The sequence below is a fragment of the Paraflavitalea sp. genome (assembly GCF_059502485.1).
Window position 1 is genome coordinate 2,495,792 of record NZ_JCACET010000008.1, and the last position, 26,264, is coordinate 2,522,055.

30 protein-coding genes are annotated in these 26,264 nt (G+C 46.3%); 22 read left to right on the forward strand and 8 right to left on the reverse strand.

The features are described from left to right. The first annotated feature begins 30 nt into the window (after nucleotides 1–30). From AC5JBY_RS12645 to aroQ, 13 genes are all read left to right on the forward strand, one after another. Entirely contained in the window at nucleotides 31–1,014 is a 984-nt protein-coding gene (locus AC5JBY_RS12645; RefSeq protein WP_495904961.1) for an aldo/keto reductase, read from the forward strand. Nucleotides 1,015–1,166: 152 nt separating this feature from the next. Continuing rightward, nucleotides 1,167–1,754 (forward strand): TetR/AcrR family transcriptional regulator, encoded by a 588-nt coding sequence (locus tag AC5JBY_RS12650; protein ID WP_495904962.1) that lies wholly within the window; start codon nucleotides 1,167–1,169, stop codon nucleotides 1,752–1,754. 73 nt (nucleotides 1,755–1,827) lie between these two features. Then, a complete protein-coding gene (locus AC5JBY_RS12655; RefSeq protein WP_495904963.1) occupies nucleotides 1,828–3,108 on the forward strand; it encodes an MFS transporter in 1,281 nt (426 codons plus the stop codon). 172 nt (nucleotides 3,109–3,280) lie between these two features. Continuing rightward, a complete protein-coding gene (locus AC5JBY_RS12660) occupies nucleotides 3,281–3,679 on the forward strand; it encodes a hypothetical protein (RefSeq protein WP_495904964.1) in 399 nt (132 codons plus the stop codon). A 124-nt stretch (nucleotides 3,680–3,803) separates the two neighbouring features. After that, complete coding sequence (gene infA, locus AC5JBY_RS12665; RefSeq protein WP_119054088.1) at nucleotides 3,804–4,022, forward strand: translation initiation factor IF-1; 219 nt, start codon at nucleotides 3,804–3,806, stop codon at nucleotides 4,020–4,022. Between the two features lie 15 nt (nucleotides 4,023–4,037). Beyond that, nucleotides 4,038–4,154: a type B 50S ribosomal protein L36 gene (gene ykgO, locus AC5JBY_RS12670; protein ID WP_010519235.1), complete on the forward strand. Its 117-nt coding sequence runs from the start codon at nucleotides 4,038–4,040 to the stop codon at nucleotides 4,152–4,154. A 46-nt stretch (nucleotides 4,155–4,200) separates the two neighbouring features. Further along, the gene (gene rpsM, locus AC5JBY_RS12675; protein WP_276484539.1) at nucleotides 4,201–4,581 is read left to right on the forward strand and encodes a 30S ribosomal protein S13; all 381 of its coding nucleotides are present in this window, start codon (nucleotides 4,201–4,203) and stop codon (nucleotides 4,579–4,581) included. A 204-nt stretch (nucleotides 4,582–4,785) separates the two neighbouring features. After that, a complete protein-coding gene (rpsK, locus tag AC5JBY_RS12680; RefSeq protein ID WP_495904965.1) occupies nucleotides 4,786–5,190 on the forward strand; it encodes a 30S ribosomal protein S11 in 405 nt (134 codons plus the stop codon). A 151-nt stretch (nucleotides 5,191–5,341) separates the two neighbouring features. Continuing rightward, nucleotides 5,342–5,947, forward strand: a complete 606-nt coding sequence (gene rpsD, locus AC5JBY_RS12685) for a 30S ribosomal protein S4 (RefSeq protein ID WP_495904966.1) — start codon at nucleotides 5,342–5,344, stop codon at nucleotides 5,945–5,947. 129 nt (nucleotides 5,948–6,076) lie between these two features. Continuing rightward, nucleotides 6,077–7,078: a DNA-directed RNA polymerase subunit alpha gene (locus AC5JBY_RS12690; protein WP_495904967.1), complete on the forward strand. Its 1,002-nt coding sequence runs from the start codon at nucleotides 6,077–6,079 to the stop codon at nucleotides 7,076–7,078. A gap of 59 nt (nucleotides 7,079–7,137) precedes the next feature. After that, nucleotides 7,138–7,614, forward strand: coding sequence for a 50S ribosomal protein L17 (gene rplQ, locus AC5JBY_RS12695; protein ID WP_495904968.1), 477 nt, complete (start codon nucleotides 7,138–7,140; stop codon nucleotides 7,612–7,614). A gap of 181 nt (nucleotides 7,615–7,795) precedes the next feature. Next, nucleotides 7,796–8,902 carry a glutamine-hydrolyzing carbamoyl-phosphate synthase small subunit gene (carA, locus tag AC5JBY_RS12700; RefSeq protein ID WP_495904969.1) on the forward strand — a complete coding sequence of 369 codons (1,107 nt, stop codon included), beginning with the start codon at nucleotides 7,796–7,798 and terminating at the stop codon, nucleotides 8,900–8,902. Nucleotides 8,903–9,025: 123 nt separating this feature from the next. After that, nucleotides 9,026–9,448 carry a type II 3-dehydroquinate dehydratase gene (gene aroQ / locus AC5JBY_RS12705; protein WP_495904970.1) on the forward strand — a complete coding sequence of 141 codons (423 nt, stop codon included), beginning with the start codon at nucleotides 9,026–9,028 and terminating at the stop codon, nucleotides 9,446–9,448. Between the two features lie 3 nt (nucleotides 9,449–9,451). Here the strand turns inward: aroQ and AC5JBY_RS12710 are convergent, their stop codons facing one another. The 3 genes from AC5JBY_RS12710 to AC5JBY_RS12720 form a co-directional block, all read right to left on the reverse strand. Next, on the reverse strand, nucleotides 9,452–10,084 hold the full coding sequence (locus AC5JBY_RS12710; protein ID WP_495904971.1) for a peptidylprolyl isomerase: 633 nt from the start codon (nucleotides 10,082–10,084) through the stop codon (nucleotides 9,452–9,454). A 126-nt stretch (nucleotides 10,085–10,210) separates the two neighbouring features. Continuing rightward, nucleotides 10,211–11,587, reverse strand: coding sequence for a phosphoglucosamine mutase (glmM, locus tag AC5JBY_RS12715; RefSeq protein ID WP_495904972.1), 1,377 nt, complete (start codon nucleotides 11,585–11,587; stop codon nucleotides 10,211–10,213). Between the two features lie 392 nt (nucleotides 11,588–11,979). Next, nucleotides 11,980–13,962 (reverse strand): LTA synthase family protein, encoded by a 1,983-nt coding sequence (locus AC5JBY_RS12720; RefSeq protein WP_495904973.1) that lies wholly within the window; start codon nucleotides 13,960–13,962, stop codon nucleotides 11,980–11,982. A 136-nt stretch (nucleotides 13,963–14,098) separates the two neighbouring features. On the opposite strand from AC5JBY_RS12720, the gene AC5JBY_RS12725 reads away from it, so the two are divergent. The 7 genes from AC5JBY_RS12725 to AC5JBY_RS12755 all read left to right on the forward strand — a co-directional run bounded on the left by AC5JBY_RS12725 (nucleotide 14,099) and on the right by AC5JBY_RS12755 (nucleotide 19,356). Beyond that, complete coding sequence (locus AC5JBY_RS12725) at nucleotides 14,099–14,629, forward strand: phosphatase PAP2 family protein (RefSeq protein WP_495904974.1); 531 nt, start codon at nucleotides 14,099–14,101, stop codon at nucleotides 14,627–14,629. Between the two features lie 22 nt (nucleotides 14,630–14,651). Next, nucleotides 14,652–15,950, forward strand: coding sequence for a hemolysin family protein (locus AC5JBY_RS12730; RefSeq protein ID WP_495904975.1), 1,299 nt, complete (start codon nucleotides 14,652–14,654; stop codon nucleotides 15,948–15,950). A gap of 52 nt (nucleotides 15,951–16,002) precedes the next feature. Continuing rightward, nucleotides 16,003–16,383 carry a DoxX-like family protein gene (locus tag AC5JBY_RS12735; protein WP_495904976.1) on the forward strand — a complete coding sequence of 127 codons (381 nt, stop codon included), beginning with the start codon at nucleotides 16,003–16,005 and terminating at the stop codon, nucleotides 16,381–16,383. Then, nucleotides 16,383–17,120, forward strand: coding sequence for a DUF2071 domain-containing protein (locus AC5JBY_RS12740; protein ID WP_495904977.1), 738 nt, complete (start codon nucleotides 16,383–16,385; stop codon nucleotides 17,118–17,120). The genes AC5JBY_RS12735 and AC5JBY_RS12740 overlap by 1 nt, the downstream gene beginning before the upstream one ends. After that, on the forward strand, nucleotides 17,108–17,860 hold the full coding sequence (locus tag AC5JBY_RS12745) for a class I SAM-dependent methyltransferase (RefSeq protein WP_495904978.1): 753 nt from the start codon (nucleotides 17,108–17,110) through the stop codon (nucleotides 17,858–17,860). The genes AC5JBY_RS12740 and AC5JBY_RS12745 overlap by 13 nt, the downstream gene beginning before the upstream one ends. Further along, nucleotides 17,860–18,255: a hypothetical protein gene (locus AC5JBY_RS12750; protein WP_495904979.1), complete on the forward strand. Its 396-nt coding sequence runs from the start codon at nucleotides 17,860–17,862 to the stop codon at nucleotides 18,253–18,255. Before AC5JBY_RS12745 ends, AC5JBY_RS12750 begins: the two co-directional genes overlap by 1 nt. A 216-nt stretch (nucleotides 18,256–18,471) precedes the next feature. Further along, nucleotides 18,472–19,356, forward strand: coding sequence for a carboxylesterase family protein (locus tag AC5JBY_RS12755; protein WP_495904980.1), 885 nt, complete (start codon nucleotides 18,472–18,474; stop codon nucleotides 19,354–19,356). A 200-nt stretch (nucleotides 19,357–19,556) separates the two neighbouring features. On the opposite strand, the gene AC5JBY_RS12760 is transcribed toward AC5JBY_RS12755, so the two are convergent. Continuing rightward, nucleotides 19,557–20,090 (reverse strand): DUF6702 family protein, encoded by a 534-nt coding sequence (locus AC5JBY_RS12760; protein WP_495904981.1) that lies wholly within the window; start codon nucleotides 20,088–20,090, stop codon nucleotides 19,557–19,559. Nucleotides 20,091–20,140: 50 nt separating this feature from the next. Between AC5JBY_RS12760 and AC5JBY_RS12765 the strand changes: the two genes are divergently transcribed. Together AC5JBY_RS12765 and AC5JBY_RS12770 are read left to right on the forward strand one after the other, a co-directional pair. After that, a complete protein-coding gene (locus tag AC5JBY_RS12765) occupies nucleotides 20,141–20,779 on the forward strand; it encodes a HupE/UreJ family protein (protein ID WP_495904982.1) in 639 nt (212 codons plus the stop codon). Next, nucleotides 20,733–23,120 (forward strand): M1 family metallopeptidase, encoded by a 2,388-nt coding sequence (locus tag AC5JBY_RS12770; RefSeq protein WP_495905589.1) that lies wholly within the window; start codon nucleotides 20,733–20,735, stop codon nucleotides 23,118–23,120. The genes AC5JBY_RS12765 and AC5JBY_RS12770 overlap by 47 nt, the downstream gene beginning before the upstream one ends. 411 nt (nucleotides 23,121–23,531) lie before the next feature. Here AC5JBY_RS12770 and AC5JBY_RS12775 read toward each other — a convergent pair whose 3' ends face one another. The 4 genes from AC5JBY_RS12775 to AC5JBY_RS12790 all read right to left on the reverse strand — a co-directional run bounded on the left by AC5JBY_RS12775 (nucleotide 23,532) and on the right by AC5JBY_RS12790 (nucleotide 26,257). Continuing rightward, the gene (locus AC5JBY_RS12775) at nucleotides 23,532–23,726 is read right to left on the reverse strand and encodes a type II toxin-antitoxin system antitoxin (RefSeq protein WP_495904983.1); all 195 of its coding nucleotides are present in this window, start codon (nucleotides 23,724–23,726) and stop codon (nucleotides 23,532–23,534) included. Between the two features lie 24 nt (nucleotides 23,727–23,750). Beyond that, nucleotides 23,751–24,269, reverse strand: coding sequence for a PH domain-containing protein (locus AC5JBY_RS12780; RefSeq protein ID WP_495904984.1), 519 nt, complete (start codon nucleotides 24,267–24,269; stop codon nucleotides 23,751–23,753). An 11-nt stretch (nucleotides 24,270–24,280) separates the two neighbouring features. Next, on the reverse strand, nucleotides 24,281–25,150 hold the full coding sequence (locus tag AC5JBY_RS12785) for an SPFH domain-containing protein (RefSeq protein ID WP_495904985.1): 870 nt from the start codon (nucleotides 25,148–25,150) through the stop codon (nucleotides 24,281–24,283). Between the two features lie 456 nt (nucleotides 25,151–25,606). Continuing rightward, nucleotides 25,607–26,257 (reverse strand): toxin-antitoxin system YwqK family antitoxin, encoded by a 651-nt coding sequence (locus AC5JBY_RS12790; RefSeq protein WP_495904986.1) that lies wholly within the window; start codon nucleotides 26,255–26,257, stop codon nucleotides 25,607–25,609. Between the last annotated feature and the right edge of the window lie 7 nt (nucleotides 26,258–26,264).

A 26,264-nucleotide genomic window follows, 5' to 3' on the forward strand; every position in this document is an offset into this window, starting at 1 on the left:
TATTTACATTTGCTGCTCAAAACACGTACTATGGAATACAGACAATTGGGCGAAACAGATCTCAAATTATCAGCTATTACTTTTGGCGCTTGGGCCATCGGTGGCTGGATGTGGGGCGGGACCGACAGGAAGGATGCAGTAAAAGCGATCCAGGCTTCTTATGCAGAGGGCGTTACTTCTATCGATACAGCGCCGGCTTATGGACAGGGATTAAGCGAAGAGATCGTCGCAGAAGCCATTCAGGGCATACCAAGAGATAAAGTACAAGTGCTTACTAAATTCGGTTTGCGCTGGGATGTAAAAGAAGGAGAGTTCTTCTTCAAAAGCAAAGATGCTGCCGGTAACGACCTCGATATTTATAAGCTGGCTTCCAAAGCCAGTGTGATCAAAGAATGTGAAGATTGTCTGCGTCGCCTGAAAACAGATTACATCGACCTGTTCCAGATCCATTGGGCGGATGGTACTACTTCCATTGCAGAAACGATGGAAGCATTGGCCTTACTGCAACAGCAGGGAAAGATCAGGGCAGCGGGTGTATGTAACTATTCTACAGCACAGGTAAAAGAAGCAGAACAGACGATCAAGCTCGCTTCAAACCAGGTGCCTTACAGCATGGTGCTGCGAGATATTGAAAAAGAGCTGGTGCCCTATGCATTGGAAAATAAGAAATCAATTATTGCATATAGCCCTTTGCAGCGAGGTCTGCTTACCGGCAAAATAAAACCCGGTTATAAGTTCAGTGAAGGTGATACACGTGAGGGCAATCGCTTTTATACAGAAGAGAGCATCGCCAAAGTAAATGCCTTCCTGGATACTTTACGTCCGTTGGCGGCAGAGAAGAATGCCTCGCTGGCTCAACTGGTGATCCGCTGGACCATCGAGCAGCCAGCTATTACTGTAGCCCTCGTAGGCGCCCGTAATGCGGAACAGGCAGTACAAAATGCCAAAGCCATTGAAGTAAAACTTTCCAAAGACGATATCACATTCATTAATAAGCAGATAGCTGCATTGTAAAATACTGTACTGTGTGAATGGCAACGGGTAATTGGTACTCAACCGGTTACTTCGTTGCCATTCTTCTTTGGGGTCCATAGATATCCCGTTAACCAGCCGCTAACAATCCCGTAACATAAGTGAATGTTCATTCATTTATCTTTGCTCTATCAATGAGAACCAGAGATACGGATAAAGAGGGACTGGTGCGCCAGAAAGCCATCGAAATGATTGTAAAAGAAGGACTTGATGGCTTTAGCATGCAGAAACTGGCCAAAGCAGCCAATATTTCCCCCGCCACTTTATACATCTATTATAAGGACCGGGAAGACCTGTTGATCAGCGTCTGCCTTACTGTAGTCGATGAAATGCTGGCCATCAGCCTCAAGGACTTTCATCCGGAACTTTCGTTTGCCGAAGGGATGGAGCTGCAGTGGCGCAACCGGCTGGAGTATTTCAGGCGCTACCCGGTTGAAATGCAGTTCATGGAACAGGTGCGCTATTCGCCCATGTATGAAAAAGTCCACGAATCCGTCACACACAAATTTGGTAACGTATTAGGTCCCTTTGTACACAGAGCCATTGCCAATGGGGAATTGAAGCCGGTGCCTTTTGAAGTGTACTGGTCGGTGGCATTTGCGCCGCTTTATCAGTTGATCAAGTTTCATTCACAGGGCAGCCATAAAGACAGGAATTTCAAGATCACCGAAGAGATTATGCTGATGACCCTGGAAATGGTACTAAAAGGCCTGAAGCCATAAAATATTTCACGGACCAGTCCGTCTACCGCTACGGAGTTGGCCGGTAAACACAACACAGAATCAAACTATAGCCATGAATCAGACACAACAAGTAAATCAAAAACCATCCTTTACACCCTATCAAAAACTGGTAGTGGCCATCCTGGCCCTGCTGCAGTTTACCATCATCCTGGACTTTATGGTCCTTTCGCCGTTGGGCGTTATCCTGATCAAGGAATTAAGCATTACCCCCAAAGAGTTTGGATGGGTAGTATCTGCTTATGCATTTAGCGCCGGCATCTCCGGTGTGCTGGCAGCCGGTTTTGCCGATAAGTACGACCGGAAGAAGCTCCTGCTGATCTTTTATGTAGGCTTTTTAATAGGAACCGCCATGTGTGCGATGGCTACCAGTTTCCACACCCTGCTCATAGCAAGGATCGTAACGGGGTTGTTTGCCGGCGTGGTAGGTTCGGCAAGCATGGCCATCGTTACCGACCTGTTTCCTATACAGATGCGCGGACGCGTAATGGGCTTTATCACTATGGCATTTGGCGGTAGCCAGGTGTTCGGTATTCCTATCGGCCTGCAGCTGGCCAATAGTTGGGGCTGGCATTACGCTTTCTGGTTGATCGTCTTGTTCGGTATCATCCTGGGCGCCGTCATATTGTTCTATATGAAGCCGGTTGCGGATCACCTGAAATTGAAGACAGAAAAGAATCCGTTGGATCACTTGCTGCATACGGTTACTTTCAAGCCCTACATCATAGGCTTTTTGGGTACCATGCTGCTGGCTACCGGGGGCTTTATGCTGATGCCTTTTGCAAGCACCTTTACCATCAATAACCTCGGCATTCATCAGGATGAACTACCCAAATTGTACTTTATTACCGGTATTTGCTCCCTCATTACGATGCCATTGATCGGCCGTGTGGCAGATAAACTGGATAAATACATGGTATTCCTGGCCGGTACAGCCCTCAGCATGCTGATGGTGATTGTGTATACCCAGCTTGGCCATACCACCTTTGCCATGCTCACCCTCATCAATATCATCATGTTTACCGGTATCATGTCGCGCATGGTGCCGGCCGGAGCGCTCACCAGCGCCATACCACAACCGCAGGACAGGGGCGCTTTTATGAGCGTCAACTCATCCGTGCAGCAGGTATCCGGCGGTATTGCGGCTGCGGTGGCAGGTTCCATCATCGTGGAAAATCCAGACAAAACCCTGTCTCACTTTGATACGGTAGACTATGTGACTGTAGGAGCCATGGTAGTGGCTGCCGTGATCATGTATTTCGTAAACAGGCAGGTACAAAAGAAAATGGGCGTCAGCAAGCCCGCCAAGCCGGTAGGAGAGGCGCTGGCCACGTAGTTAGCCCCTTGTTAAGGCCCCATATTTAATTTTTTTGGAAGGCATGGTTTTGGTAAATTAGGTTAACGAATACGCCGCGGGGATGCAAAAGACGCTGATGTGAGGTAACAACACCGATCGTTGTCGACTTTGACTTCCTGTGGCTTTTTTAATAACCTAAAATTGCTGTCGTATGCTTAAACTTTCAGAACTGCAACCCGGAGACATTGTAATGGCTGAATTTGAAGGCCAAATGATGGAAGGAACTGTGAAGGAACTGAACAAAGAAGACAAAGAGGTGTGTGTGGAAACAGCCGTTCAGGAATTCTGGTTCAAACCCGAGCACCTTTTCCCGATCCCTTTAACCGAAGACCAGTTGCTAAAGCTTGGTTTCGAGAGAGTTGAGAATGGAGACGGTTCTGTAAAGTACAAAAAAGACTCCTTCCGCGTATTAGTCCCCCATAAAGGCGATTTCAATGACCTCGAGATCTGGTGGCGCGAAGACCGCCGGCACCTCCGGCAGGCCATAAATGTACACGAGCTTCAGAATCATTATTATCAGATGACGAAAGTAGAGCTCAATCCGGCCTGATTTTCAATGAATTTATTGTTACCTTTGCCGACTTGAAGGCCAAAGCGCGGAAAGAACGAAAAATTTATGTTATAATTTCTTATTTCCGTGTGATAATCCTATCTTTGCGCCTCCTTAAACGAATATGGGAAAACAACCGCTGATTAAACAAGATGGAGTAATTCTGGAAGCATTGTCAAATGCTATGTTCAGGGTGAAATTGGAAAACGGTCATGAGATATTGGCCACCATCTCTGGAAAAATGCGGATGAATTACATCCGGATATTGCCCGGAGATAAAGTGGGAGTGGAGATGAGCCCGTATGATTTGTCCAGAGGAAGGATCATTTTCAGGTACAAATAAGAAAAAAGAAATAACATGAAAGTTCGTGCATCCATCAAGAAGCGCAGCGCCGATTGTAAGATCGTGAGGAGAAAAGGAAGGCTGTATGTGATCAACAAAAAGAATCCGCGCTTCAAGCAAAGACAAGGTTAATATTTATTGACCATTTAGAATCGTTAATTAAAATTTCAAATCGAATATGGCTCGTATTGCCGGTGTAGACTTACCAAAGAATAAAAGGGGCGAGATTGGTCTTACCTATATTTTTGGTATTGGTCGTTCTACTGCTCAGTATATCCTGGGCAAAGCAGGAATTGATTTCAGCAAGAAGGTGAATACCTGGAATGATGATGAACTGAACGCTATCCGTAACATCATTACCAATGAGTTTAAGGTAGAAGGTCAGCTCCGTTCTGAAGTTCAGATGAGCATCAAACGTCTGTTGGACATCGCCTGCTACCGCGGCTTACGTCACCGTAAAGGTTTACCCGTTCGTGGTCAGCGTACTCGTACAAACAGCCGTACACGGAAAGGTAAGCGTAAGACAGTGGCTGGTAAGAAGAAAGCAGCTAAGAAATAATGCTACAGAGACACTGTTACACGGTGTCTCTGTTTTCATATTTTGCCTGTTACCCCTGGTAGCGGGCAGAAAGAGGCGCAACATGTTGCGTCTCTACGAATTTGGGTCAGTGCCGGATCGCTACACAGCAGGAGGATTGATCCAGTCCCGAAAGCAAAAAGCGGGATTATTTTAAAAACGTAAAGATTACCTGTTTACAAAATCATGGCAAAAGCACAAGCAAACAGCGCAAAAGCCGCTGCGAAAAAAAGAGTAGTAAAGGTTGACTCTTATGGCGATGCACACATCGTAGCCAGCTTCAACAACCTCATCATCAGCATTACCAACAAGAATGGCCAGGTTATCTCCTGGAGCAGCGCCGGTAAAATGGGCTTCAAGGGTTCTAAAAAGAACACTCCCTATGCCGCTCAAATGGCGTCTGCCGACGCAGCTAAAACCGCTTTCGATGCAGGCGTTAAGAAAGTAGACGTTTACGTGAAAGGCCCCGGCGCTGGTCGCGAAAGCTCTATCCGTGGACTGTCTCAAAACAACATCGAAGTAGTGCAAATCAAGGACGTTACCCCGCTGCCCCACAATGGCTGCCGTCCCCCCAAGAAAAGACGCGTATAGTATTTCGAAGCCTGGATTACCCGGACCCAGCGTACTGGCGTTTCCGGATTTCCATTGGATGACTTCGGAGTATATTTTATAACAGGGCGCCCGATTTATTTTTAAGATTTTTATTGATCAGGCGTCGACACCAAAAAATCACCAAACAATTATGGCACGTTATACCGGTCCAAAGACAAGAATCTGCCGCATCTTCGGCGAACCCATTTTAGGTAATGGTAAATACCTGAGCAAGAACAGCAATCCTCCCGGCCAACACGGTCCTACCAAGAAACGTAAGGCTCCCGGAGAATATGCGCTGCAGTTGAAAGAAAAGCAAAAGGCCAAATACACATACGGCGTACTGGAAAAACAATTCCGCAAAACTTTCGAAGAAGCTAACCGTATCAAAGGTGTTACCGGTGAAAACCTGATCAAGCTGCTCGAAGCACGTCTTGACAACGCCGTTTACCGCCTGGGTCTGGCAGCTTCACGTCCAGGTGCACGTCAATTGGTTTCTCACAAACACATCACTGTGAATGATGAAGTGGTAAACATCCCTTCATTCCAACTGAAACCAGGCGACATCATCAGCGTTAAAGAAAAAGACAAAGCCAACACATCCATCACCAGCCAGTTCCGTGGCAAGAACGCTAAGTTCTCCTGGCTCGACTGGAACGAAGGAGAAATGAAAGGTACTTTCGTAGCTTATCCTGAGCGTGAAAGCGTGCCTGAGAACATTAAGGAGCAGTTGATTGTTGAATTGTATTCTAAGTAATCGTGAACTGTGACCGGCAAACGGTCGCCTGATCCGGTACTCTGAATAACAGCAATACAAATTGTTCAATAGTTTAAGGCGGCATCATCGCCAAAGCCTTCAAATAAGTAAAAACAGAAATTTTAAAATATGGCCATTTTAAATTTCCAAAAGCCAGATAAGATCGTTTTACAGAAAGCAACGGAATTCGAAGCACAATTTGAGTTTCGCCCGTTGGAACCCGGTTTCGGTGTAACCATTGGTAACGCCTTACGCAGGGTGTTGTTGAGCTCACTGGAAGGTTTCGCCATCGTAGGTATCCGCATTGAAGGAGTAGACCACGAGTTTGCTACCATCAAGGGCATTACCGAAGATGTACTGGAGATCATCCTGAACCTGAAACAAGTTCGCTTCAAAAAGAAAGTGGACCATGAAGTAGGTCAGGAGAAGATCACCCTGAGCATTAAGAACAAAGCAGAATTCACAGCCGGTATGATCGGAGAGGCTACACAGAGCTTCGAGATCATGAACCCCGATCTGTTGATCTGCACTTTAGATACTTCTGCCAAACTGGACATTGAACTGTCTGTTTCAAAAGGACGTGGATACGTTCCTGCTGAAGACAACAAGGTAAAAGATGCTCCATTTGGTTACATCCCTACCGATGCCATCTTCACGCCCATCAAGAACGTGAAATACGCTATTGAGAACACGCGTGTGGAGCAAAGGACGGACTATGAGAAGCTGATCATGGACGTAACTACAGACGGCACTATCCACCCCGAAGAGGCGGTGAAACAAGCCAGCCGTATCCTGATCCAGCACCTCATGATCATCACCGACGAAAACATCACTTTCGACAATAAGGAAGACAAGAAAGAAGATGTGGTGGATGAGCAAATGCTGCAACTGCGTAAGATACTGAAGACGCCACTGGAAGATCTCGATCTGTCAGTACGCGCCTTCAACTGTCTGAAAGCAGCTAAGATCAACTCCCTCAGCGAACTGGTACAATACGAGCAGGAAGACCTGATGAAGTTCCGCAACTTCGGTCAGAAGTCACTTGCTGAAATTGAGCAGGTACTGGCTGAAAGAGGTTTGCACTTCGGTATGGACCTGAGCAAACTGGGATTGGACAAAGAAGAATTGTAATTTTTGATAACAGTAGACTGTAATTCCTGACACGGTACAGTCGGTAAAATTTAAAAGTCATGCGTCACGGAGACAAGATCAACAACCTGGGCAGGACAGCGTCGCACAGAAGAGCGTTGCTGAGCAACTTAGCCTGCGAACTGATTGCCCACAAGAGAATCGTTACTACCCTCGCCAAGGCCAAAGCGTTGCGTACGTACATCGAGCCCCTGATCACCAAGGGTAAGGAAAATACCACACACCAACGTCGTGTAGTATTCAGCTACCTGCAGGATAAAGAGGCTATCACTGAACTGTTCGGCACTATCGCTGAAAAGATTGGTGGTCGTCCCGGTGGTTACACCCGCATCATTAAGCTTGGCATCCGTCAGGGTGACAACGCTGAAATGGGGTTAATCGAACTGGTAGACTTCAACGAGATCTACGGTAAGGGTAAAACTGAAGCGAAAGAACCCGCTAAGAAAACACGTCGTGGCCGCTCCACTAAGAAAGCTGGAGATGCTAAGGCTGATGAAGCGAAAGAAGCCGCTGAATAAGCATGATTTCGAATTCTTTAGTATATCAAAAGCCCCGCACATCGATTGCGGGGCTTTTTTTAGGTCAGCCAGGCCGCTCCAGGCGGCCAGACAGGCCTAACGAAATGATGTACAAACTGTGAACAATTTTAACTTCAAATACATTTAATAATTCTTTTCTTTGCAAAATTTTTCGATACACATGTCCACATCACAAAAACCTGCTGTTCTGTTATTGGCGGATGGTACCGTTCACTTTGGTAAAGCCTTTGGAAAGATTGGTACTACTGCCGGGGAAATTTGTTTTAATACCGGTATGACCGGATACCAGGAAGTGTTCACTGACCCCAGCTACTACGGTCAGATCATCATCATGAACAATGTGCATGTTGGTAACTATGGTACCAAAGACACCGATGTAGAGTCCAACAACGTAAAGATCCGCGGTCTGATCGGCCGTAACCTCGAAGAACAATATTCCCGCAAGCAGGCCAACGCCTCCCTGGAGAAGTACCTGCAAGATAACAACATCGTTTGTATTGAAGAGATCGACACCCGCGCCCTGGTGACGCATGTACGCCAGCAAGGTGCTATGAACTGCATCATCTCCTCCGAAATACTGGATGTAGAAGAACTGAAGAAAGAACTGGCAAAAGTGCCCAGCATGGACGGTTTAGAGCTGGCCAGCTTCGTGAGCACTGAGCAACCTTATACCATGGGTGATGAAGCTACAGCTGCTGTAAAAGTGGCTGTAATGGATTATGGTACCAAGCGGAACATCCTGCAGTGTATGGTAGACAGAGGCGCCTTTGTAAAAGTGTTCCCTGCCAAAACCTCCATCGCAGAACTGAAAGCATTCAACCCCGATGGATACTTCATCTCCAACGGCCCTGGCGACCCTTCTGCTATGGATTATGCAGTAGCTACGGTAAAAGAGATATTGAAAGAAAGCAAACCAACCTTTGGCATCTGTCTGGGGCACCAGCTACTGGCCCTTGCCAGCGATATCGAGACCTTCAAGCTGCACCACGGTCACCGCGGATTGAACCACCCCGTTAAGAACCTGCAGACAGGTAAGTGTGAGATCACTACCCAGAACCACGGTTTTGGTGTGAATCCCGAATCAGTGAAGAAAGCGAAGAACGTGGAGATCACACACGTGAACCTCAATGATGACTCAATCGAAGGTATCCGTCTGAAAGACAAGCCTGCGTTCTCCGTGCAATACCACCCGGAAGCAACCCCCGGCCCGCACGACAGCCGCTACCTCTTTGATGACTTCATCAACCTGGTAAAAGAGCACAAATAACAAACATAGCAAGGCCTTTCAAAGGCGCTGCTTACAATGCAAAAAAGGGTGAGCCATCTTCCAAAGAAGGCTCACCCTTTCCTTTTGGCGTAAATGCAGTATTTTTAGCCGGTAAACTACAGTATGAAGATCGCAATCATCAATGGGCCCAATCTGAACCTGCTGGGTAAAAGAGAGCCGGGTATTTATGGAAGTCAGTCATTTGACGAATACTTCGAGGCACTCAAGCAACAATACCCGCAGGTAGACCTGCATTATTACCAAAGTAATGTAGAAGGGGAGTTGGTTAATGAAATACAGCGTGTGGGATTTGACTATGATGGCATCATTATGAATCCTGCCGCCTACACCCACACATCAGTAGCCATAGGCGATGCTATTGCATCTATCAAGACACCCGTTGTGGAAGTACATATCTCCAATGTACACGCGCGTGAAGAGTTTCGTAAACTGTCCCATGTATCGGCCAAAGCAGCGGGCAGCATCATTGGACTGGGCCTGAAAGGCTATGAACTGGCACTGCAATACTTACTAAGCAGGAAATAATCATTACAGAAATACCCGCATCAGCAGGGCGAAGCCATGGTCTTCTTTGGAGTTATCCAGCTTGCGGATGATATGAACGCCATTGGCTGTCCATATTTTGAACATATCACCTTTCTTGCATTGGGCAAGCGCCTGTTCGATCTGAGGCATCAATGAGCCCACCGACATCCATCCAAGGTCACCTTTAGTGGCACCCTCCCCACCCATAGAGTAGGTCTGCGCCATATCCTCAAAGGAGGCTGTCCCCTGTTTTATACGCGTCATGATATTCGTAGCAAGAGAGTCGGCAAAACGTTTGGAGAAAACGGCGGTGTCCAGGAATATCTGGCCGGGATGATTGAATGCTGCAGGTGCTTTAGCGAGGATCTGCACCAGCGTCTTCCCGTTGTTATAAGGGCCATACACCTTACCAACCTTACCATGATAGGAGAGGCTGTCGGGCAAACCAATAAACCGGCTCGTGCTGCGGATCACAATAGTATCGATGACAAACTTCTTCTTCAACACATCCTTTACGTACAAGGGGGCATTAGTAGCCTTTTCCAGCTCTGCCTTGATCTGCGCCACGGTCTTCTTTTGCGCAAAGGCTGCTGTAAAGCCAAGAAAGAAAAAAGCAAATACAAACAGAGATTTCATGCACCTAAAGATAACAAAAGAGAAAGACCTGAGAGGTTTTACCTGGCCGCGCCAGAGAACTCTCAGGTCTTTTAACTAATCTTGTATTTCTTCTGTATCCTGAATGCTGTATTCTGAATTCTTTTCCTACAACGACTCCTTGATATCCTGCATCAAACGCAACGCGATGTTATTAGCCGTTGTTTCGAAGTTGCTCTCTGCATAAATACGGATGATGGGCTCTGTATTGGAAGTACGCAGGTGAACCCAGTCACTGTCGAATTCGATCTTTAAACCATCCTCTGTATTGACAGGCTGGTGCTTATACTTCTTTTGGATGCGCTCAAAAACGGCCTTCGCATCGAAACCATTTTCCAGTTCGATCTTATTCTTGGAAATAAAGTAATCAGGATAACGCGCACGGAATGATTTCATGCCATTCTTATGCGTAGCAAGAGAGCTCAGGAATAAACCAATACCGATCAACGCATCACGGCCATAATGGAAGTCGGGAACGATAATACCACCGTTGCCCTCACCACCAATAACAGCTTTCACCTCTTTCATTTTGGTCACTACATTCACTTCACCAACAGCAGAAGGGAAATATTCTCCGCCATGTTTGATCGTTACTTCCTTCAGCGCCTTGGTGCTGCTCATATTACTTACTGTGTTGCCAACCCTTTTGCTCAATACATAATCAGCTACAGCAACCAGTGTATATTCTTCGCCAAACATGCTGCCGTCTTCACACACAAAACAAAGACGGTCAACATCCGGATCAACAGCAATACCGAAGTCGGCTTTGTGCTTTCGCACGGCATTGCTGAGTTCAGTAAGGTTTTCCGGTAAAGGCTCTGGATTATGCGCAAACTTACCGGTCAGTTCTTCATTCAGTAAGATCACTTCCACACCCAGCGCTTTCAGCAAGGGAGGAACGAACAACGCACCGGTAGAGTTGATGACATCAACAACAGCCTTATATTTCTTTTTTTGAATATCAGCTGCGTTTACCAGCGGATAATTGATGATAGCATCGATATGCTGTTGCAGGCTTGTTTCCTGAACAGTATACGAACCCAGTTTATCTACAGCAACAAAATTGAAGTCTTCTTTGCTGGCCTTCTCCAATACAATAGCACCATCTGCAGCACTGATGAACTCACCATGCTCGTTCAACAACTTCAGTGCATTCCACTCTTTGGGATTATGGCTGGCAGTAATGATAATACCACCGGCAGCTTTTTCCCATACCACCGCCAGCTCAACAGTTGGCGTAGTAGACAAGCCAACATCCACTACATCGATACCCAGACCGGTGAGTGTATTTACCACCAACTGTTGTACCATGGAGCCGCTGATACGTCCATCACGACCTATAACTACTTTACGATTGGAACCTTTTTCAATTAGCCAACTGCCATAGGCGGCAGCAAACTTAACTACATCCAAGGGGGTTAAATTGTCTCCGCTTTTACCGCCAATAGTGCCGCGAATACCTGATATGCTTTTGATCAATGCCACTGTGCCAAGGGTTTTTATCGGTTACAAAAATAGGGTGTTTGATACTACACAGTAATTACCACTTGTGGGTATTTTACAGGATATAATGACCAGATCGTTTGTTGCGGTACACGTATAATTGAAAAGCACATCACAACAGGGATGAGGCGGACAAGCATCGGAACCGGGAAATTAAGGAAAGAAACAGATATATGACCAAATTGTGGAAAATGATATCCGGGCAACCGGTTGTCCATAAAATGGAATGACCTATGTCATAGCATTGAGACAATTGTCTGTTATAAAGACCCATAACAGCCTTACTTCGCTGCTTTGAATACCTGTGGCTTTTCCTCCTCACAGTACCAGCTTATCGCTCGTTGCCTCAATGCCTTGCTGCCTATTTGCCTTTTTTAGCGTTTCTTCTTATTATTCAACAACAGGTATTTACCCGATTCGTACAAAGCCTCAGTCAACATTCGCATCTCACGCATAGTGGCAGCGGTAGCAGAATCTTTACCCGGTGCAGTATTATTGATGATAGAATACAACTCCTCCTTACCTGTCTTAGGCTGGTGACGATAAAAGTAATCACCTTTGATCACACCACTCAGGTCATTATCAGGATCAAAAGTAAATGCAAAAGGATGCGTTGTTGAATCCAACAAGTCTTTACCCAATGTAGTATTGGTATAAGCAATGCGGGAAAGACCAGCAATAGTTGGCAATACATCCACCTGCGAACAGATCATATCCGTACGGCGTGGCTGAATAAAAGAAGGGCTGTAAAAAAGTAAAGGAACATGCATGGACGTTAGACGTTGTTCTGTCCAGGCTTGTGGAAACATACCACCAGCATCACCAGGAATACCATGATCACCAATGAACACAAAAATGGTGTTATTGAAATACTTTTCCTGGCGGGCAGCATCTATGAATTTGCGATAACTAAAATCTGTATAGCGAAAAGCATTCAGTTCCTCCAGTGTCTCGAAACCATACTTGCGTAGAGAATCCATCGGAACATTTACCTTCTTAAATTCGGCCTGATCTTCTTTGGGAATAGTATAAGGACGATGATTGTCGGCCGTTTGGATCACAGCAAAGAAAGGTTTGCTTTGCTGCGCCAGCACCTTGTTCGATTCCAGGAAAAGATTCTTATCACTAATCCCCCACACATCGACAGTGGGCGATTGGAAATCTTCTCCTTCATATAAATGAAGTCCGGTAATATTATTGGTAAGTACACCCCGGATATTGGCCCAGCTGGCACTGCCACCCAGGAAATACAACTTCTCATATCCGGCAAAATCATTGATGATACTATGCTGATCTACGGCACCCGGATTACGGCTGGCGGTCTTAGGCATTTCCACATCAGGAATACCAGTTACCGTAGCCCACACCCCCCGGGCAGTGCCATAAGTAGGCGTAAAGCAACGTTCAAAGAACAACCCGTTACGGCTGAGGCTGTCAAAAAAAGGTGTTGTATTCAAGGGGTTACCCCACATGGAACTCTTATAAGCACTGAACGATTCACAGATCACAAGCACAATATTGGGCTGCGTGGACAGGCTATCTCCAGCTGGAACAACTTTCCTCTCAAAGTTCAGGACTTGGTTACTGTCGGATATATTATAATACCGGGCAATCACCGGGTAAAGCTCCTTTACCTTCTTCTCATCATATTTATTACGGAACTTGAGCGTATTGAAGAACGATTCAAAAGGATTCAGCGCCAGGTTGGCCTTGTAATCGTTACCGAGCGCAAAAGCATCACTCCAGCGTAGGGGGTACTGATTGAACCGGCCGAAAATAAAGAAACCCAGTATCAGGAAACAGATAACAGCACTTAATATCCTTGCCCTTTTACCCACAGGTTGCGGCCGGTTATGGACCCGCCGCCAGGCGCGACGGATAAACCACATGATCATCCAGGTGGCTACTGCAAGGCCCAGGATCAGCCGGATCACCGGGTACGACTGCCACGCCATAGTCATGGAAATGCTGGTATCTTCTAGGTAGTTCAGTACGCTCGCGTTCAGCCGCTGTACGAGGTAAGCATAGTGGGCAAAATCCACCACAAAAAGGAACAGGAACAAGAAAACAAGGATATTCAAGAAAATAGTCCAGAACCGCTTCCCGCCAGCACTTACAAAAGGATGTAGCGGCCGGATGCTGCCGATCAGTAACATTATCAACAATACCAATGATATGGTGCGCAGGTCATAGCGCAGGCCGAGGAAGAAGGCCTTACCGAGATCGGCCATTGAATTACCTTGCTTATTGAAAAAGAGATACAGGCCAAAACGCATCATCGTGAATAGCATGAGCAGGATAAAACCTGTCCATAACATCCAGCGGATGAGTGCGGGCAATCGTACAATTCGCTTCATTACAATGAAATAAGCGCTAAAATTAAGGGAATCCTACCTTTTCTTTATTTTTGTTACTATGATATTTGACCCTGCTACCAATCTGTTATCGTTTTGGCATCAGATACAACCCTTTGATACATGGCTACTTACGCACATGAACCAGAACTGGGGCAGCAGTTTTCTGGATACCGTGCTCCCCTTCATGCGCGAAACCCTGTTCTGGATACCCCTTTACCTCTTCCTGGTACTTTTTGTGATCATGAACTTCAAAACAAAAGGATTGTGGTGGCTTTTGGGTATCATATTGACGGCGGCACTCAGCGATATCATCAGCAGCCAGATCATTAAACAGTACGTGATGCGCGTGCGGCCCTGTCAGGACCCCTCCGTATCCCAACACATTCGTTTTTTTATCAACTATTGCCCCAGCAGCTCCAGCTTCACCTCGTCGCATTCCTTTAGCCACTTTGCCCAGGCCATGTTCTTTTACCTTACACTGCGCAGTGTGATAGGAAAATGGGCCGGACTGTTCTTCGTTTGGGCATTTATTATTGCCTATACACAAGTATATGTGGGTGTACACTATCCATTTGATGTATTTTGCGGAGGTCTGCTCGGATGCGGTCTCGGTTTTGCAACGGGTAGAATATTTAATAACAAGATCGGAATACTTAGATTAGCTTAGACAAATTATATATATAGCCCTCATGGCAGAGATTTTTATAATACTTGGATTAATACTACTGAACGGATTATTTTCAATGGCTGAGATTGCACTGGTTTCATCACGTAAAGCCAGGCTGGAAGCACAGGCCAATAAGGGCGATAAACGGGCGGAAGAAGCACTGAAGCTGGCCAACCACCCCGATCACTTTCTTTCCACCGTACAGATTGGCATCACCCTCATCGGGATCCTGACCGGTGTGTACTCTGGTGAGCAGCTGAAAACCGACCTGGTGGAGTATTTCAACCGCTATGAATCCCTTCGGGAATACAGCAGCGGGCTGGCAACCACGGTACTCGTTATCCTCATTACTTATTTTTCATTGGTACTGGGCGAACTGGTGCCCAAACGTATAGGCCTCAGCAAGCCCGAAGCCATCGCCAAGGTAGTGGCAGCGCCGATGCGTATCGTGAGCATTATTACCTATCCCTTTATCTGGTTGCTGACCAAATCAACCCAGCTTATTGTTAGCCTCTTGCGCATCAAGGCCAAAGACAACCAGGTTACGGAAGAAGAGATCAAAGCCATCATCAGCGAAGGCACGGAACAGGGCGCCATCGAAGAGGCAGAGCAGGAGATCATCGAGCGCATCTTCCACCTCGGCGATCGCAACATCACCTCCCTGATGACCCACCGCAGCGACATCATCTGGTTTGATGTAAACGACAACGAACAATCCATCAGAGATAAAATATTGAGAGAGCCACATTCGGTATACCCCATCTGCGAAGATGACCTGGACAATATCAAGGGTATGCTATCCCTCAAGGATATGTATGTGACTAATGATCTTACACTCTTCAAACAGATCATGAAGCCGGCTCTGTTCGTTCCGGAAAACGTGACCGCCTACAACGTACTGGAGAAATTCAAGGCCACCCGCAACCATGCCTGCTTCATCGTAGATGAATATGGTAGCGTACAAGGCATGATCACGCTGAACGATATCCTCGAAGCGATAGTGGGAGGGATGCCTGAAATAGACCAGGCCGATTACGAGATCGTGGAACGCCAGGATGGCTCATTTCTCATCGACGCACAAATACCATTCTACGACTTCCTCACCCGGTTCGAAAAGACCGAATACATGCACGAAGGCGAACAGGAATTTGATACCCTCGCGGGATTCATACTCCACAAGCTCGAACGCATACCACACACCGGCGATACCCTCGAGTGGCAGGGATTCCAGTTTGAGATCATCGACATGGATGCCCAGCGCATCGACAAAGTACTGGTCAACATCTCCGACGAGATCAAAGAAGAACTGGAAGAAGATTAGGAGCAATAGTGCCCGGGTGTTATATTTATGAGACACCAACCCTAAAGCACGTTTGCTTAATACTGTACTCACTATTTTTATCGCATTGGTCTGGCTGATCAATGGCTTATACTGCAAGCTATTGAACAAGGTGCCCCGTCATCAGCAGATCGTAGCCCGTATACTGGGCACTGCCCATGCTGGTGTACTCACCAAAACCATTGGCATCCTGGAGATCGGCATGAGCGTATGGGTGCTAAGCGGGTTTTACCCTGTCATTTGCGCCTGGCTGCAGATAGTACTGGTAACAGTCATGAACACCATAGAATACTTTCAGGCGCGCGACCTGCTCTTATTGGGAAAGATCAACGCCATCATAGCCCTTTTCTTTAATGGCCTGATCTACTTTAATACCTTTATACTGCCAGCCTATTTTGTACAAAACCCTGTCTGATGGAACTCCTGAAAAATCACCCCTTTGCAGTAGAAGCCTTTTTCGAACGGTCGCTGGTGCTTACCTATGCAGTACCGAAAGAAGCGTTACAAAAGTTGATACCTGAATGCCTGGAACTGGACCTCTTGCACGATCAGTGGGGATTCGTAGCGGCGGCATTCGTACAAACGCAAAACCTCAGGCCCAAAGGCTTTCCCACATTCATGGGCAACGATTTCTTCCTGATCGGCTTCAGGATATTTGTACGGTACCGTACTTCAGCCAATAAAAACCTGCGTGGCCTATACATCCTGCGCTCAGAAACAGATAAACGGAAGATGGCAGTGATGGGCAACACCTTTACCCATTACAACTATGTACATACCGATATCGTCCAACACATCGATGCTTGCCAAACTACTATACAGTCGAAAAAGTCGGGCATTGAAATAACAGTCGATACTGCGCAGCAGGAAACAAGCCTACCAACTGGATCACCCTTTGCAGATTGGAAAGAAGCGCGACGCTTTGCAGGCCCCCTGCCATTTACATTTACTTACAACGCAGCCCGGAAACAAGTATTGATCATCGAAGGAGTAAGAGAAAACTGGACACCCCGGCCGGTACACGTCGTAAAACACGAAATAGGATTTGTCAAAAGCATGCAATTGCCCGGAATAATATTGGCCAATGCATTCATGATAGAAAACATACCCTACTACTGGAAAAAAGGCAAAATAGATAAATGGATGCACTAAGTAGAAAGCCCATGCAGGGCGTTTATAATATTATCCGTTTCAACTGGCATTTCTTTGTCATTGCCATCATCGGGATAATTGCATTGTTACTGCTGGCAAAGTACCTGGCGACCATATTACAGGTGTTGCTAATAGTGGCCGCAGTTGGTATGCTACTTACGATGATCATTTCACTGGCAGTATCCTGGTATGTATACGACCGGTCGACGCTGTACACCTTGAACTGGCTGCCGCCTACATTGTCCCGGCCACAGGCACATATAGTGAACATACATGCAGGGTTCGATGAAACAAGCGCATTACTTGCAAAGAAATACCCCGATGCTTCCCTGACCGTTTTCGACTTTTACGACCCACAGCTGCACACCGAAGTATCCATACACCGGGCGCGCAAAGCATATCCTCCATATTCCGGCACACAAGCCATCAGCACAGAACATATTCCGCTGGAGGCAAATACGGTGGATCACATTTTCCTGATACTGGCAGCACATGAGATCAGGAACGACGAAGAACGAGTAAGGCTGTTCACGCAATTAAAAAATGCGTTACGGCCCAATGGCACCATTACAGTAGCAGAGCACCTGCGGGATATCAATAATTTCCTGGCCTACAACATAGGCGCCTTTCATTTTCTATCGCGCCGCACCTGGCACAACACCTTTGCACAGGCAGGCTTACAGGTGGATAACAATTTTTCCTTAACCCCATTCATAGCAGTCTACACCCTTACAAAATAATGGAGCTACAAATAAAGATCATAGGAGCCATACTGATTTTCTTATCCTTCGTACATGGAGCCTTCCCCAGGTACTTCCATTGGAAGCAGGAGTTTAAAACACTAAGCCTCATCAATAGACAGATGATGTATGTGCACACCTTTTTTATTGCATTCGGCGTATTGCTGATGGGAATTATGTGCCTGTGTTGTACAAACGATCTGTTGAATACACAATTAGGTAGAAATATTGCCTTGGGATTAAGCATATTTTGGGGAGCACGCCTGGTCTTTCAGTTCTTTATCTACTCGCCCAAGCTCTGGAAAAACAAACCATTCGAAACAGTGATCCACCTCATCTTCTCCATGTTCTGGGGATACATAAGTCTGGTATTTCTGCTCATCTATTTGATGTAAAATTCCTTTGATGATTGTCAAATGCATACTCCCCTGAAACCCAGTCCTGTGGCTGGCCGGCAACGTATTCGTCAATAACAATATTGTGTGTTTTCCTGACTTTGCAGTAAAAATACGGTTTTAACATTTCGCTCACTTCTACGCTTGACCTGTTGCTAAAATGGCACCATCTTTGACTCATCCGAACCGTTAGAAAACAATTAAAAGTCTGAACTTATGAAAAACACAATTAAGTACTTGATGGTACTCATAGTGCCTGTGATGGTGGCTACATCCTGCAAAAAAGATGTAAGTGAAAATGAACCCACTACCCCTACAAATGGTACTGGGACCGGCACAAAGCCACCCGTTGAAAATAAATACAATAACGTAGTAGAGACAAACCCAGCTGTGCAGAAAGGTATTACAGTTAATGTAAACAACAACATCGGGGGATATATGCAGGCGTTGCCGTATCTCTACGATAGTACTACTAAGCGTTATCCCTTACTGATATTTATACATGGAGTAGGAGAGTTGGGTAACGGCGCCGATCAGTTGCCAATAGTAGCAGGACCTGGTGTTCCGGGATTGATCAAGAATAAAAAGTTCCCTGCCAACTTCAAAGTAGGCGATAAGAACTTTTCATTCGTAGTGGTATCTCCCCAGATCAAAAAATGGGATTACGCTACCATGGGAAAAGACATCAATGATATGATCAACTATGCCATCTCTAAATACAGGATCGATACCACCCGTATTTATGTAAGTGGATTGAGCATGGGAGGAGGATATACCTGGGAAGTGGGCGCAGCATATGCCAAACGTTTAGCAGCTATCGTACCGATTTGTGGCGCTGCAACATTGAGCGATGCCAAAGCGAAGACAGTAGCCACTGCGAAATTAGCAGTATGGGCACTCCATAATGACGACGACAAAACAGTGTCACCCGATAATTCCAAGACCAGTGTAAACAGGATCAATGCAAACAGTCCGTCGATCCCTGCTAAATTGACGATATGGCCTACCGGTGGACACGATGCATGGACAAAAGCCACCGATCCGAACTATAGAGAAAATGGAAAGAATATATACGAGTGGATGCTACAGTACAGCAGATAAAATAGTTGATACCCTATAACCATTCATCAATAAGAAGATTAATCAATCGACCTTGAAAAAAATAATGGCGCGGCGCGAAGATATATTGTTAAGGCTCTGATAATGTATTCAAGCGCTGCGCCCTCTTTTTTACTATAACAGAATGCAGGACTGCGACAAACCCCTGTCAACTTTTTAACCTGTTAACTTTTCAACCTACCTTAAAACTCGAACTTCGCCTCCTTATCCGGATAGTTCAGCCGCATACTCTTCCGGGTTCCTCCTACCGACACATGCATCAGATTGAGCTGCTTATCATAAGCCTCGTATAAAATACTGTTATTGATATCTACCTTTTTGGGCGCTGCAGGCACAGCCGCCTGAAAATAACTCCAGATAGCATCATTCTCCCGCTCAAAACCTACAAACTCGAGCGCCACATCCTTGCCATCCAGTTTTATCAACAGCCGTTTGCGCACGTACTCCGATACCTGCTTGTCGGTCTCAGCCTTGTCTTTGGGATTAAACAGATCTACTTTTTTATTATACAGTGAACTTAGGGTCTTCTCGAAATCATCCGTAAATATCTTACAGCTTATTTCCAGGTTCTTATCAGTAGCATTGTAGTTGATTTCCGACACACTCACATACAGCGGATGTACCGCAGTAGCAGTGGGGGTAGGAGAGGCAGGGCCGGAAAATAAGCTACCACACAGGAATAACCACTTATAGAGGAGTAGCACCATTAACATCATAAATTTTTCTGTTACAAATCTCTTAATTATTTTGGTACCCGTTTGATAATATGCAGGATTTTACATTTTATTTTCAACTCGGCATAGAACACATCCTTACCCTGGATGCCATGGACCACATTCTGTTTGTTGCCGCCCTGTGCCTCCGGTACCTGTGGCAGGATTGGAAAAAGGTCGTGATCCTGGTTACGGCATTCACCATAGGGCATTCTATCACACTGGCATTGAGCGCGTTGAACTATGTAAACTTTTCTACGGACTGGATCGAGTTCCTGATACCCCTCACGATTGCCGCCACCTGTATCAATAACATTACGCAGCCGGCTGCCAGCCAGCAAAAGCGATTGCCATTGATCTACTTTTTCGCATTATTCTTTGGCCTTATACATGGATTGGCATTCGCAGGGCAGTTTCTCAGCCTGGAAGGAAAAGAAGGACTGATATCACATTTGCTGGCCTTCAACATAGGAATAGAAGCGGCACAGTTGCTCGTAGTGGTGGTCATACTATTCCTGTCGTGGGTGGTAGTACAGTTATTAAAGATTTCCAGGATAAGTTGGCTCAGAGTAGCCTCGATAGTCATCCTGGTTTTTTCATTGATTTGGGCATATCAAAGATTTCCATACAACAAAAACACACATGATGAGAATGTCACTGCTCGTGGGAGTAGCCTTTACCGGATTGTTTAGTACGGCCGTTGGTCAGAACATACAAAACAACCCAGGCTCCAACCACGGAAACAAATTTGAACAATTGGGCATCATGCTACCTACGCCCAATGAGTACCGCACAGCCAGCGGCGCCCCCGGCCCCAAATATTGGCAGCAGCGGGCTGATTATGATATTAAGTGTGAATTGGATGAGGCGAACCTCAAGCTCACAGGCAGTGAGACGATCACCTATTTCAACAACTCGCCCAACACACTCACCTACCTCTGGTTGCAGATGGATGAAAACGAGCACAGCTCGGTTAACAATGCCAACTACCAGAACAGCCGCACCATGCCTTCGCAGATCAATACCGCGATGGTAGATCAGCTCGAAGAGCAGCGCAAAGACAACGGCTATGGCTTCAATATCACCAAAATGACAGATGCTTTGGGTAAAAGCCTGAAGTATACAGTCAACAAAACCATGATGCGCGTAGAACTCCCTGTACCCCTCAAACCGGGACAGAAGTTTGCCTTCAACATCAACTGGAATTATAAGATATCCGACCGTATGAGCATGGGCGGACGTGGAGGATACGAATACTTCCCCGAAGACGGCAACCACCTCTTCACCATGGCACAGTGGTACCCACGCCTTTGCGTATACAGCGATGCAGTGGGCTGGCAAAACCACCAGTTTACCGGCAGGGGAGAGTTCGCCCTCACCTTCGGAAACTTCAAAGTACAAATGACAGTGCCTGCCGACCACGTGATAGGTAGCACCGGCGAGTGCACCAACTATGCTCAGGTACTGACACCTGCGCAACTTGGCCGCTGGACGAAAGCCCAGACTTCCAAAGAGCCCGTAGAAGTAGTAACACTGGAAGAAGCGAAGAAAGCAGAACCACAAAAAAGCAAAACCAAGAAGACCTGGATCTTCAAGGCAGATAATGTACGCGACTTTGCGTGGACCTCTTCCCGTAAATTCATTTGGGATGCCATGCCTACCTACGTGGAAGGCAAAAAAATTATGTGCATGAGCTTCTATGGAAAAGAAGCGTATGGATTGTACCGCAAGTTTTCCAGCAAAGCCGTTGCACATACCATCCGCAGCTATTCCAAATTCACCATTCCTTACCCATACCCTGTAGCTCAGAGTATCGAGGCAGCCAATGGTATGGAATACCCCATGATCTGCTTTAACTATGGTCGCACAGAAAAAGATGGCACCTACACAGAAGCAACCAAGTACGGCATGCTGGGGGTTATCATCCATGAAGTAGGACACAACTTCTTCCCCATGATCATCAACAGCGATGAACGCCAGTGGAGCTGGATGGATGAAGGCCTCAACTCATTCGTAGAATACCTGACAGAAGAACTGTACGACAATAAATTCCCTGTACGTGGTAAAGGACCAGCCTGGGCTATCGTAGACTACATGCGCCTGCCTAAGAACCAGTTGGAGCCTATCATGTCCAATTCAGAGAACATCGTAGGATTCGGCCCCAACGCTTATACCAAACCAGCTACTGGTTTGAACATGCTGCGCGAGACGATCATGGGCCGTGACCTGTTCGACTACGCCTTCAAAGAATATGCACGCCGCTGGGCCTTCAAACACCCTGAGCCTGCTGACCTCTTCCGCACCATGGAAGACGCTTCCGGTGAAGACCTCGACTGGTTCTGGAGAGGATGGTTCTTTGGTACCGATGCTTGTGACATTGCACTGGATACGGTGAAATACTTCACTGCAGACATTACCAAAGACCCTGCTGCACCTAAAGAAGGCGCTACATCTACCCGTAAACTGGAAAAGCCCCAGACTTCCCAGTTCGATACCGATGTTTCCAAAGCACGTAATAAAGACGACAAGAACATCCAGTTCCTCGTTGATCAGGATACTACCCTGCGCGACTTCTACTGGCGTTATGCCCGTGGACTGGAGCCTTATGACTCTACAAGCTACCAGGTGCCTGTAAACGCTTTCACAGAAGCTGCAGATGCTGCTGCCAAACAAAAAGTAGCCGGCAAACACTTCTATGAACTTACCTTCAGCAACAAAGGAGGATTGGTAATGCCGATCATTGTTGAATGGACATTTAAAGACGGCACAAAAGAAGTAGACCGTATACCTGCACAGGTATGGCGCCTGAACGAGCAAAAGGTGATCAAAACCTTCATGAAAGATAAAGAAGTAGAATCAGTGAAACTGGACCCCAACCGCGAAACAGCCGACATCAACGAAGGCAATAATAGCTGGGGTACTATAGCTGCACCTTCCAAGTTCTCCGTGTTCAAACAAAAACAACAAGCACGTGGACAGTCTTCCGGCATCAACCCGATGCAGAAGTCCGAAGAGAAGAAAAAAGCATTCTAAACTAATAGAATCATCTTATACAAAACGCCTCCCACTTTGATGGGAGGCGTTTTGTTTTTCCGTCGCCAGCCTCTGGCTGGTGACGGCTATTTCAAAGCCTCTGGCTTTGTTTACACCTCCGATCTCTTAGTCCCTTGTTGCATCTTAAATTCTTGCAATTCGTAAACATTCGTGTTACACTCCCAAAAACAAAAAATCGCCAAAGCCATTGGCCCTGACGATTCAATATGATTGATTACTTCTTAACAGCCCTTGAACAAGCTCACCAGCCCTACCACAATTACAGGGATCACCCAGAAGAAGAGTAAACTTTTTTTATGCATGACGTTGGTTTAAATCTGGTTATGTAATGTAAAGATACGACAACTGCCATAGCCCGGCTTACCGCTTATCCTCCTTTGCCCCGGTCGGCTATGGCTCCTTTTTATCTTGTGTTTCCCCCTGATTATCAGATTTCTTCCTGCGGCCGCTTTCCTTCAAAGCCTGATCTATGATCCATTCCAGCTGACCATTCACACTACGAAACTCATCCGCGGCCCACTTCTCAAGGGTCTTGAATGTTTCTTCATCGATACGTAGTACAAAATTTTTCTTACTACTGCTCACAAAGATTGGATTTAATATGCCTGCTTATTTTGATTCGACAGTTACCGGCCTGATCTGCTCCAGCGTGTACTGCAGTACTTTTAGCTTCTGCGTGCCTATATACACCTTTTTGCCATTCTGTAGCACAAACTGGATTCCCTTGCTGCCATTCGTATTATGCATTTTGCCATACTCCCGGGTGATGTGATAGCCATACTTGAAATAAGGATATTTCCTTACTGTGATCGTGGCTATCTCCTGCCAGCGAAACATACGGTACTTCTTTACAAAAGGCCACCAGCGATAAAATAACCCTTCTTCAGTGACCACCGTTTCCAGCCGGATAATATAAAAAATGATAACGTTAATGGCAAACGTACCTAATACTATTCCAATAACAAGCAGCTTTTCCCAGAGCTCCGTTTTCTTATCCTGCGACATCACTGCGACGATAATCCCAAGAGGTACCAACGCACTGCTGATAAGAATAGCCCATAGCCATAGCTGCCGGAACTGCTGCACTTCCTTGAACAGTATCTTACCAGTTGGTTTCAATACTTTCATACAGCGGGCAGTTATTGATACAATGTACCGGTATTCAAAATAGGTTGAGCGCCCTTTTCACCACACAACACGACCATCAGGTTGCTTACCATGGCAGCCTTCTTCTCTTCATCCAGCGTTACGATCTGTTTGCGTGATAACTGCTCCAGCGCCATTTCCACCATGCCTACAGCACCCTCTACGATCTTGGTACGCGCAGCAACAATGGCAGTAGCCTGTTGGCGTTGCAACATGGCGCCGGCTATTTCAGCAGCATAAGCAAGGTGGCTGATGCGTGCTTCCTTTACCACGATACCGGCAGCGGCCAGTCGCTCGTTCAATTCCTTTTCCAGCATTTCATTCACCTTGTCACCACCATCACGTAAGGTAATAGCTGCATGCTCATCCTCCATATGATCATACGCATAAGTAGTCGCGAGGTGGCGGATCGCCGCTTCACTCTGAACCTTCACATAATGATCATAATTTTCCACTTCAAAAGCCGCCTTGTAAGTTTCACTTACCTGCCACACGATCACCGCTGCTATCTCGATGGGGTTCCCCATCTTGTCATTTACTTTCAGTTTCGCACTCTCCAGGTTTTCGGCCCGCAGAGAGAGCTTTTGCTTCTTATACAGTGGGTTCACAAACAGCAGCCCATTATCCTTTACCGTGCCTACATATTTACCAAAGAAAGTCAGTACCCGGCTATGGTTGGGGCTGATCACAATGATGCCCATCGACAGGTACACGCTGGCCAGAAAAGCAAGAACACCAAAAAAGGCATAAGTGCCATCACGCTCCTGTCCGCCTTTGCCAAACAGGAAAATAGCCAAAACGAAAAGCAACAAAGAAAACAACAAGGCAAGGAATCCCGAAATAGGTTTAGTGATCTTTTCCATATAGAGTGTTTTAGGTATGATATCAATTTGATATCAAAGATATATTATTCTGACACCGGTGCAAGAAAATCCAGACAAACGGAAATATTGCCACCACAAGTGGTAGGGGAGGAAAAACAGAACAAATGCCGGCAATGGCTTCCCGGATCAGCGGGGTTGAAGTCTGGTTTTATAGTCTCCTAAACCCTCCATCTTAGGGTCATCCTAGGGTTTTCCTGGTGTTTTCTTAGGGTTTTTGTTAGCTTTTTAGCCTAAGATATCCCTGAGAAAACCCTACTATAACCGGAAGATAGCCTGTAGAAAAAGCTATTCAAAGCCTTTGATATTAAGGAACGAACAAAGACTATCCCGCCCTATGGAATTAGGGGTGACGCTAAGTCAATGACATTGAAAAAGCAGCATTAAAATCTGTAATTGGATGGAAAACAGGCAAATGCATACCTGACGAGAGGGTATTTAATTACCGGTACTGCCGTCACGTACCTTAACCTTTTTCTTACCGGCATTCTTCTTTTCGAAGTCGAGCACTTCTTTGGGCTTTTCTACTGCCTTCTTTTGGGAGGATGCGGCAGTAGAAGCTTTTTCCTTTTCCAACTCACCCAGTACATAAGTCTCGGTACGGGCTACAGCATTGGTTTCAGGATCATAGTATTTCCAGATGCCATGGCGCAGGGAGGCTCCTTCATTCTTGACAATCACCGTTCTATAAGTATCGAACTTATCCGGATCTTCAATCATAAGGGTATCGAAAGGCTTGTCGGGATTAATCGCTTTCCATCGTTGTTCAAGCCGCAGCTCCCCATGCTTGTTGAAGTAGCGGCATACACTATCCTTCAGCCCCCATTTATAGAATTCGATACCCACCAGGTCGCCCATTAAGCTGAACAGGCGCCATTCACCATCCTTCCGGTTGTGTACATACCATCCTTCTTCCTCAAAGCCAGGCTCGCCCCGTACCGTTTCAAAACGGTTTACCCAGGGCCCCTGTTTGCGCCCGATCACGTCAATACGGTTCAGCGTATCGCCATTAGTATTGATCTTATAATCTTTCCACTGCGAAAAAGCATTCACAGAAAAGAACAATAAAATAAAGGTGATCCAACGCATCTCGGTA

Excerpts from the sequence above, each read along its gene's own strand:
- AC5JBY_RS12650 (WP_495904962.1), top strand. The coding sequence starts at position 1,167 with ATGAGAACCAGAGATACGGATAAAGAGGGACTGGTGCGCCAGAAAGCC.
- AC5JBY_RS12645 (WP_495904961.1), top strand. The coding sequence starts at position 31 with ATGGAATACAGACAATTGGGCGAAACAGATCTCAAATTATCAGCTATT.
- rplQ (WP_495904968.1), top strand. The coding sequence starts at position 7,138 with ATGCGTCACGGAGACAAGATCAACAACCTGGGCAGGACAGCGTCGCAC.
- AC5JBY_RS12720 (WP_495904973.1), bottom strand. The coding sequence starts at position 13,962 with ATGAAGCGAATTGTACGATTGCCCGCACTCATCCGCTGGATGTTATGG.
- ykgO (WP_010519235.1), top strand. The coding sequence starts at position 4,038 with ATGAAAGTTCGTGCATCCATCAAGAAGCGCAGCGCCGATTGTAAGATC.
- infA (WP_119054088.1), top strand. The coding sequence starts at position 3,804 with ATGGGAAAACAACCGCTGATTAAACAAGATGGAGTAATTCTGGAAGCA.
- AC5JBY_RS12660 (WP_495904964.1), top strand. The coding sequence starts at position 3,281 with ATGCTTAAACTTTCAGAACTGCAACCCGGAGACATTGTAATGGCTGAA.
- AC5JBY_RS12770 (WP_495905589.1), top strand. The coding sequence starts at position 20,733 with ATGAGAATGTCACTGCTCGTGGGAGTAGCCTTTACCGGATTGTTTAGT.
- AC5JBY_RS12655 (WP_495904963.1), top strand. The coding sequence starts at position 1,828 with ATGAATCAGACACAACAAGTAAATCAAAAACCATCCTTTACACCCTAT.
- AC5JBY_RS12750 (WP_495904979.1), top strand. The coding sequence starts at position 17,860 with ATGGAGCTACAAATAAAGATCATAGGAGCCATACTGATTTTCTTATCC.
- AC5JBY_RS12760 (WP_495904981.1), bottom strand. The coding sequence starts at position 20,090 with ATGATGTTAATGGTGCTACTCCTCTATAAGTGGTTATTCCTGTGTGGT.
- AC5JBY_RS12790 (WP_495904986.1), bottom strand. The coding sequence starts at position 26,257 with ATGCGTTGGATCACCTTTATTTTATTGTTCTTTTCTGTGAATGCTTTT.
- AC5JBY_RS12740 (WP_495904977.1), top strand. The coding sequence starts at position 16,383 with ATGGAACTCCTGAAAAATCACCCCTTTGCAGTAGAAGCCTTTTTCGAA.
- AC5JBY_RS12690 (WP_495904967.1), top strand. The coding sequence starts at position 6,077 with ATGGCCATTTTAAATTTCCAAAAGCCAGATAAGATCGTTTTACAGAAA.
- AC5JBY_RS12765 (WP_495904982.1), top strand. The coding sequence starts at position 20,141 with ATGCAGGATTTTACATTTTATTTTCAACTCGGCATAGAACACATCCTT.
- rpsK (WP_495904965.1), top strand. The coding sequence starts at position 4,786 with ATGGCAAAAGCACAAGCAAACAGCGCAAAAGCCGCTGCGAAAAAAAGA.
- AC5JBY_RS12710 (WP_495904971.1), bottom strand. The coding sequence starts at position 10,084 with ATGAAATCTCTGTTTGTATTTGCTTTTTTCTTTCTTGGCTTTACAGCA.
- aroQ (WP_495904970.1), top strand. The coding sequence starts at position 9,026 with ATGAAGATCGCAATCATCAATGGGCCCAATCTGAACCTGCTGGGTAAA.
- AC5JBY_RS12755 (WP_495904980.1), top strand. The coding sequence starts at position 18,472 with ATGAAAAACACAATTAAGTACTTGATGGTACTCATAGTGCCTGTGATG.
- AC5JBY_RS12725 (WP_495904974.1), top strand. The coding sequence starts at position 14,099 with ATGAACCAGAACTGGGGCAGCAGTTTTCTGGATACCGTGCTCCCCTTC.
- AC5JBY_RS12780 (WP_495904984.1), bottom strand. The coding sequence starts at position 24,269 with ATGAAAGTATTGAAACCAACTGGTAAGATACTGTTCAAGGAAGTGCAG.
- rpsD (WP_495904966.1), top strand. The coding sequence starts at position 5,342 with ATGGCACGTTATACCGGTCCAAAGACAAGAATCTGCCGCATCTTCGGC.
- carA (WP_495904969.1), top strand. The coding sequence starts at position 7,796 with ATGTCCACATCACAAAAACCTGCTGTTCTGTTATTGGCGGATGGTACC.
- AC5JBY_RS12745 (WP_495904978.1), top strand. The coding sequence starts at position 17,108 with ATGGATGCACTAAGTAGAAAGCCCATGCAGGGCGTTTATAATATTATC.
- AC5JBY_RS12785 (WP_495904985.1), bottom strand. The coding sequence starts at position 25,150 with ATGGAAAAGATCACTAAACCTATTTCGGGATTCCTTGCCTTGTTGTTT.
- AC5JBY_RS12730 (WP_495904975.1), top strand. The coding sequence starts at position 14,652 with ATGGCAGAGATTTTTATAATACTTGGATTAATACTACTGAACGGATTA.
- rpsM (WP_276484539.1), top strand. The coding sequence starts at position 4,201 with ATGGCTCGTATTGCCGGTGTAGACTTACCAAAGAATAAAAGGGGCGAG.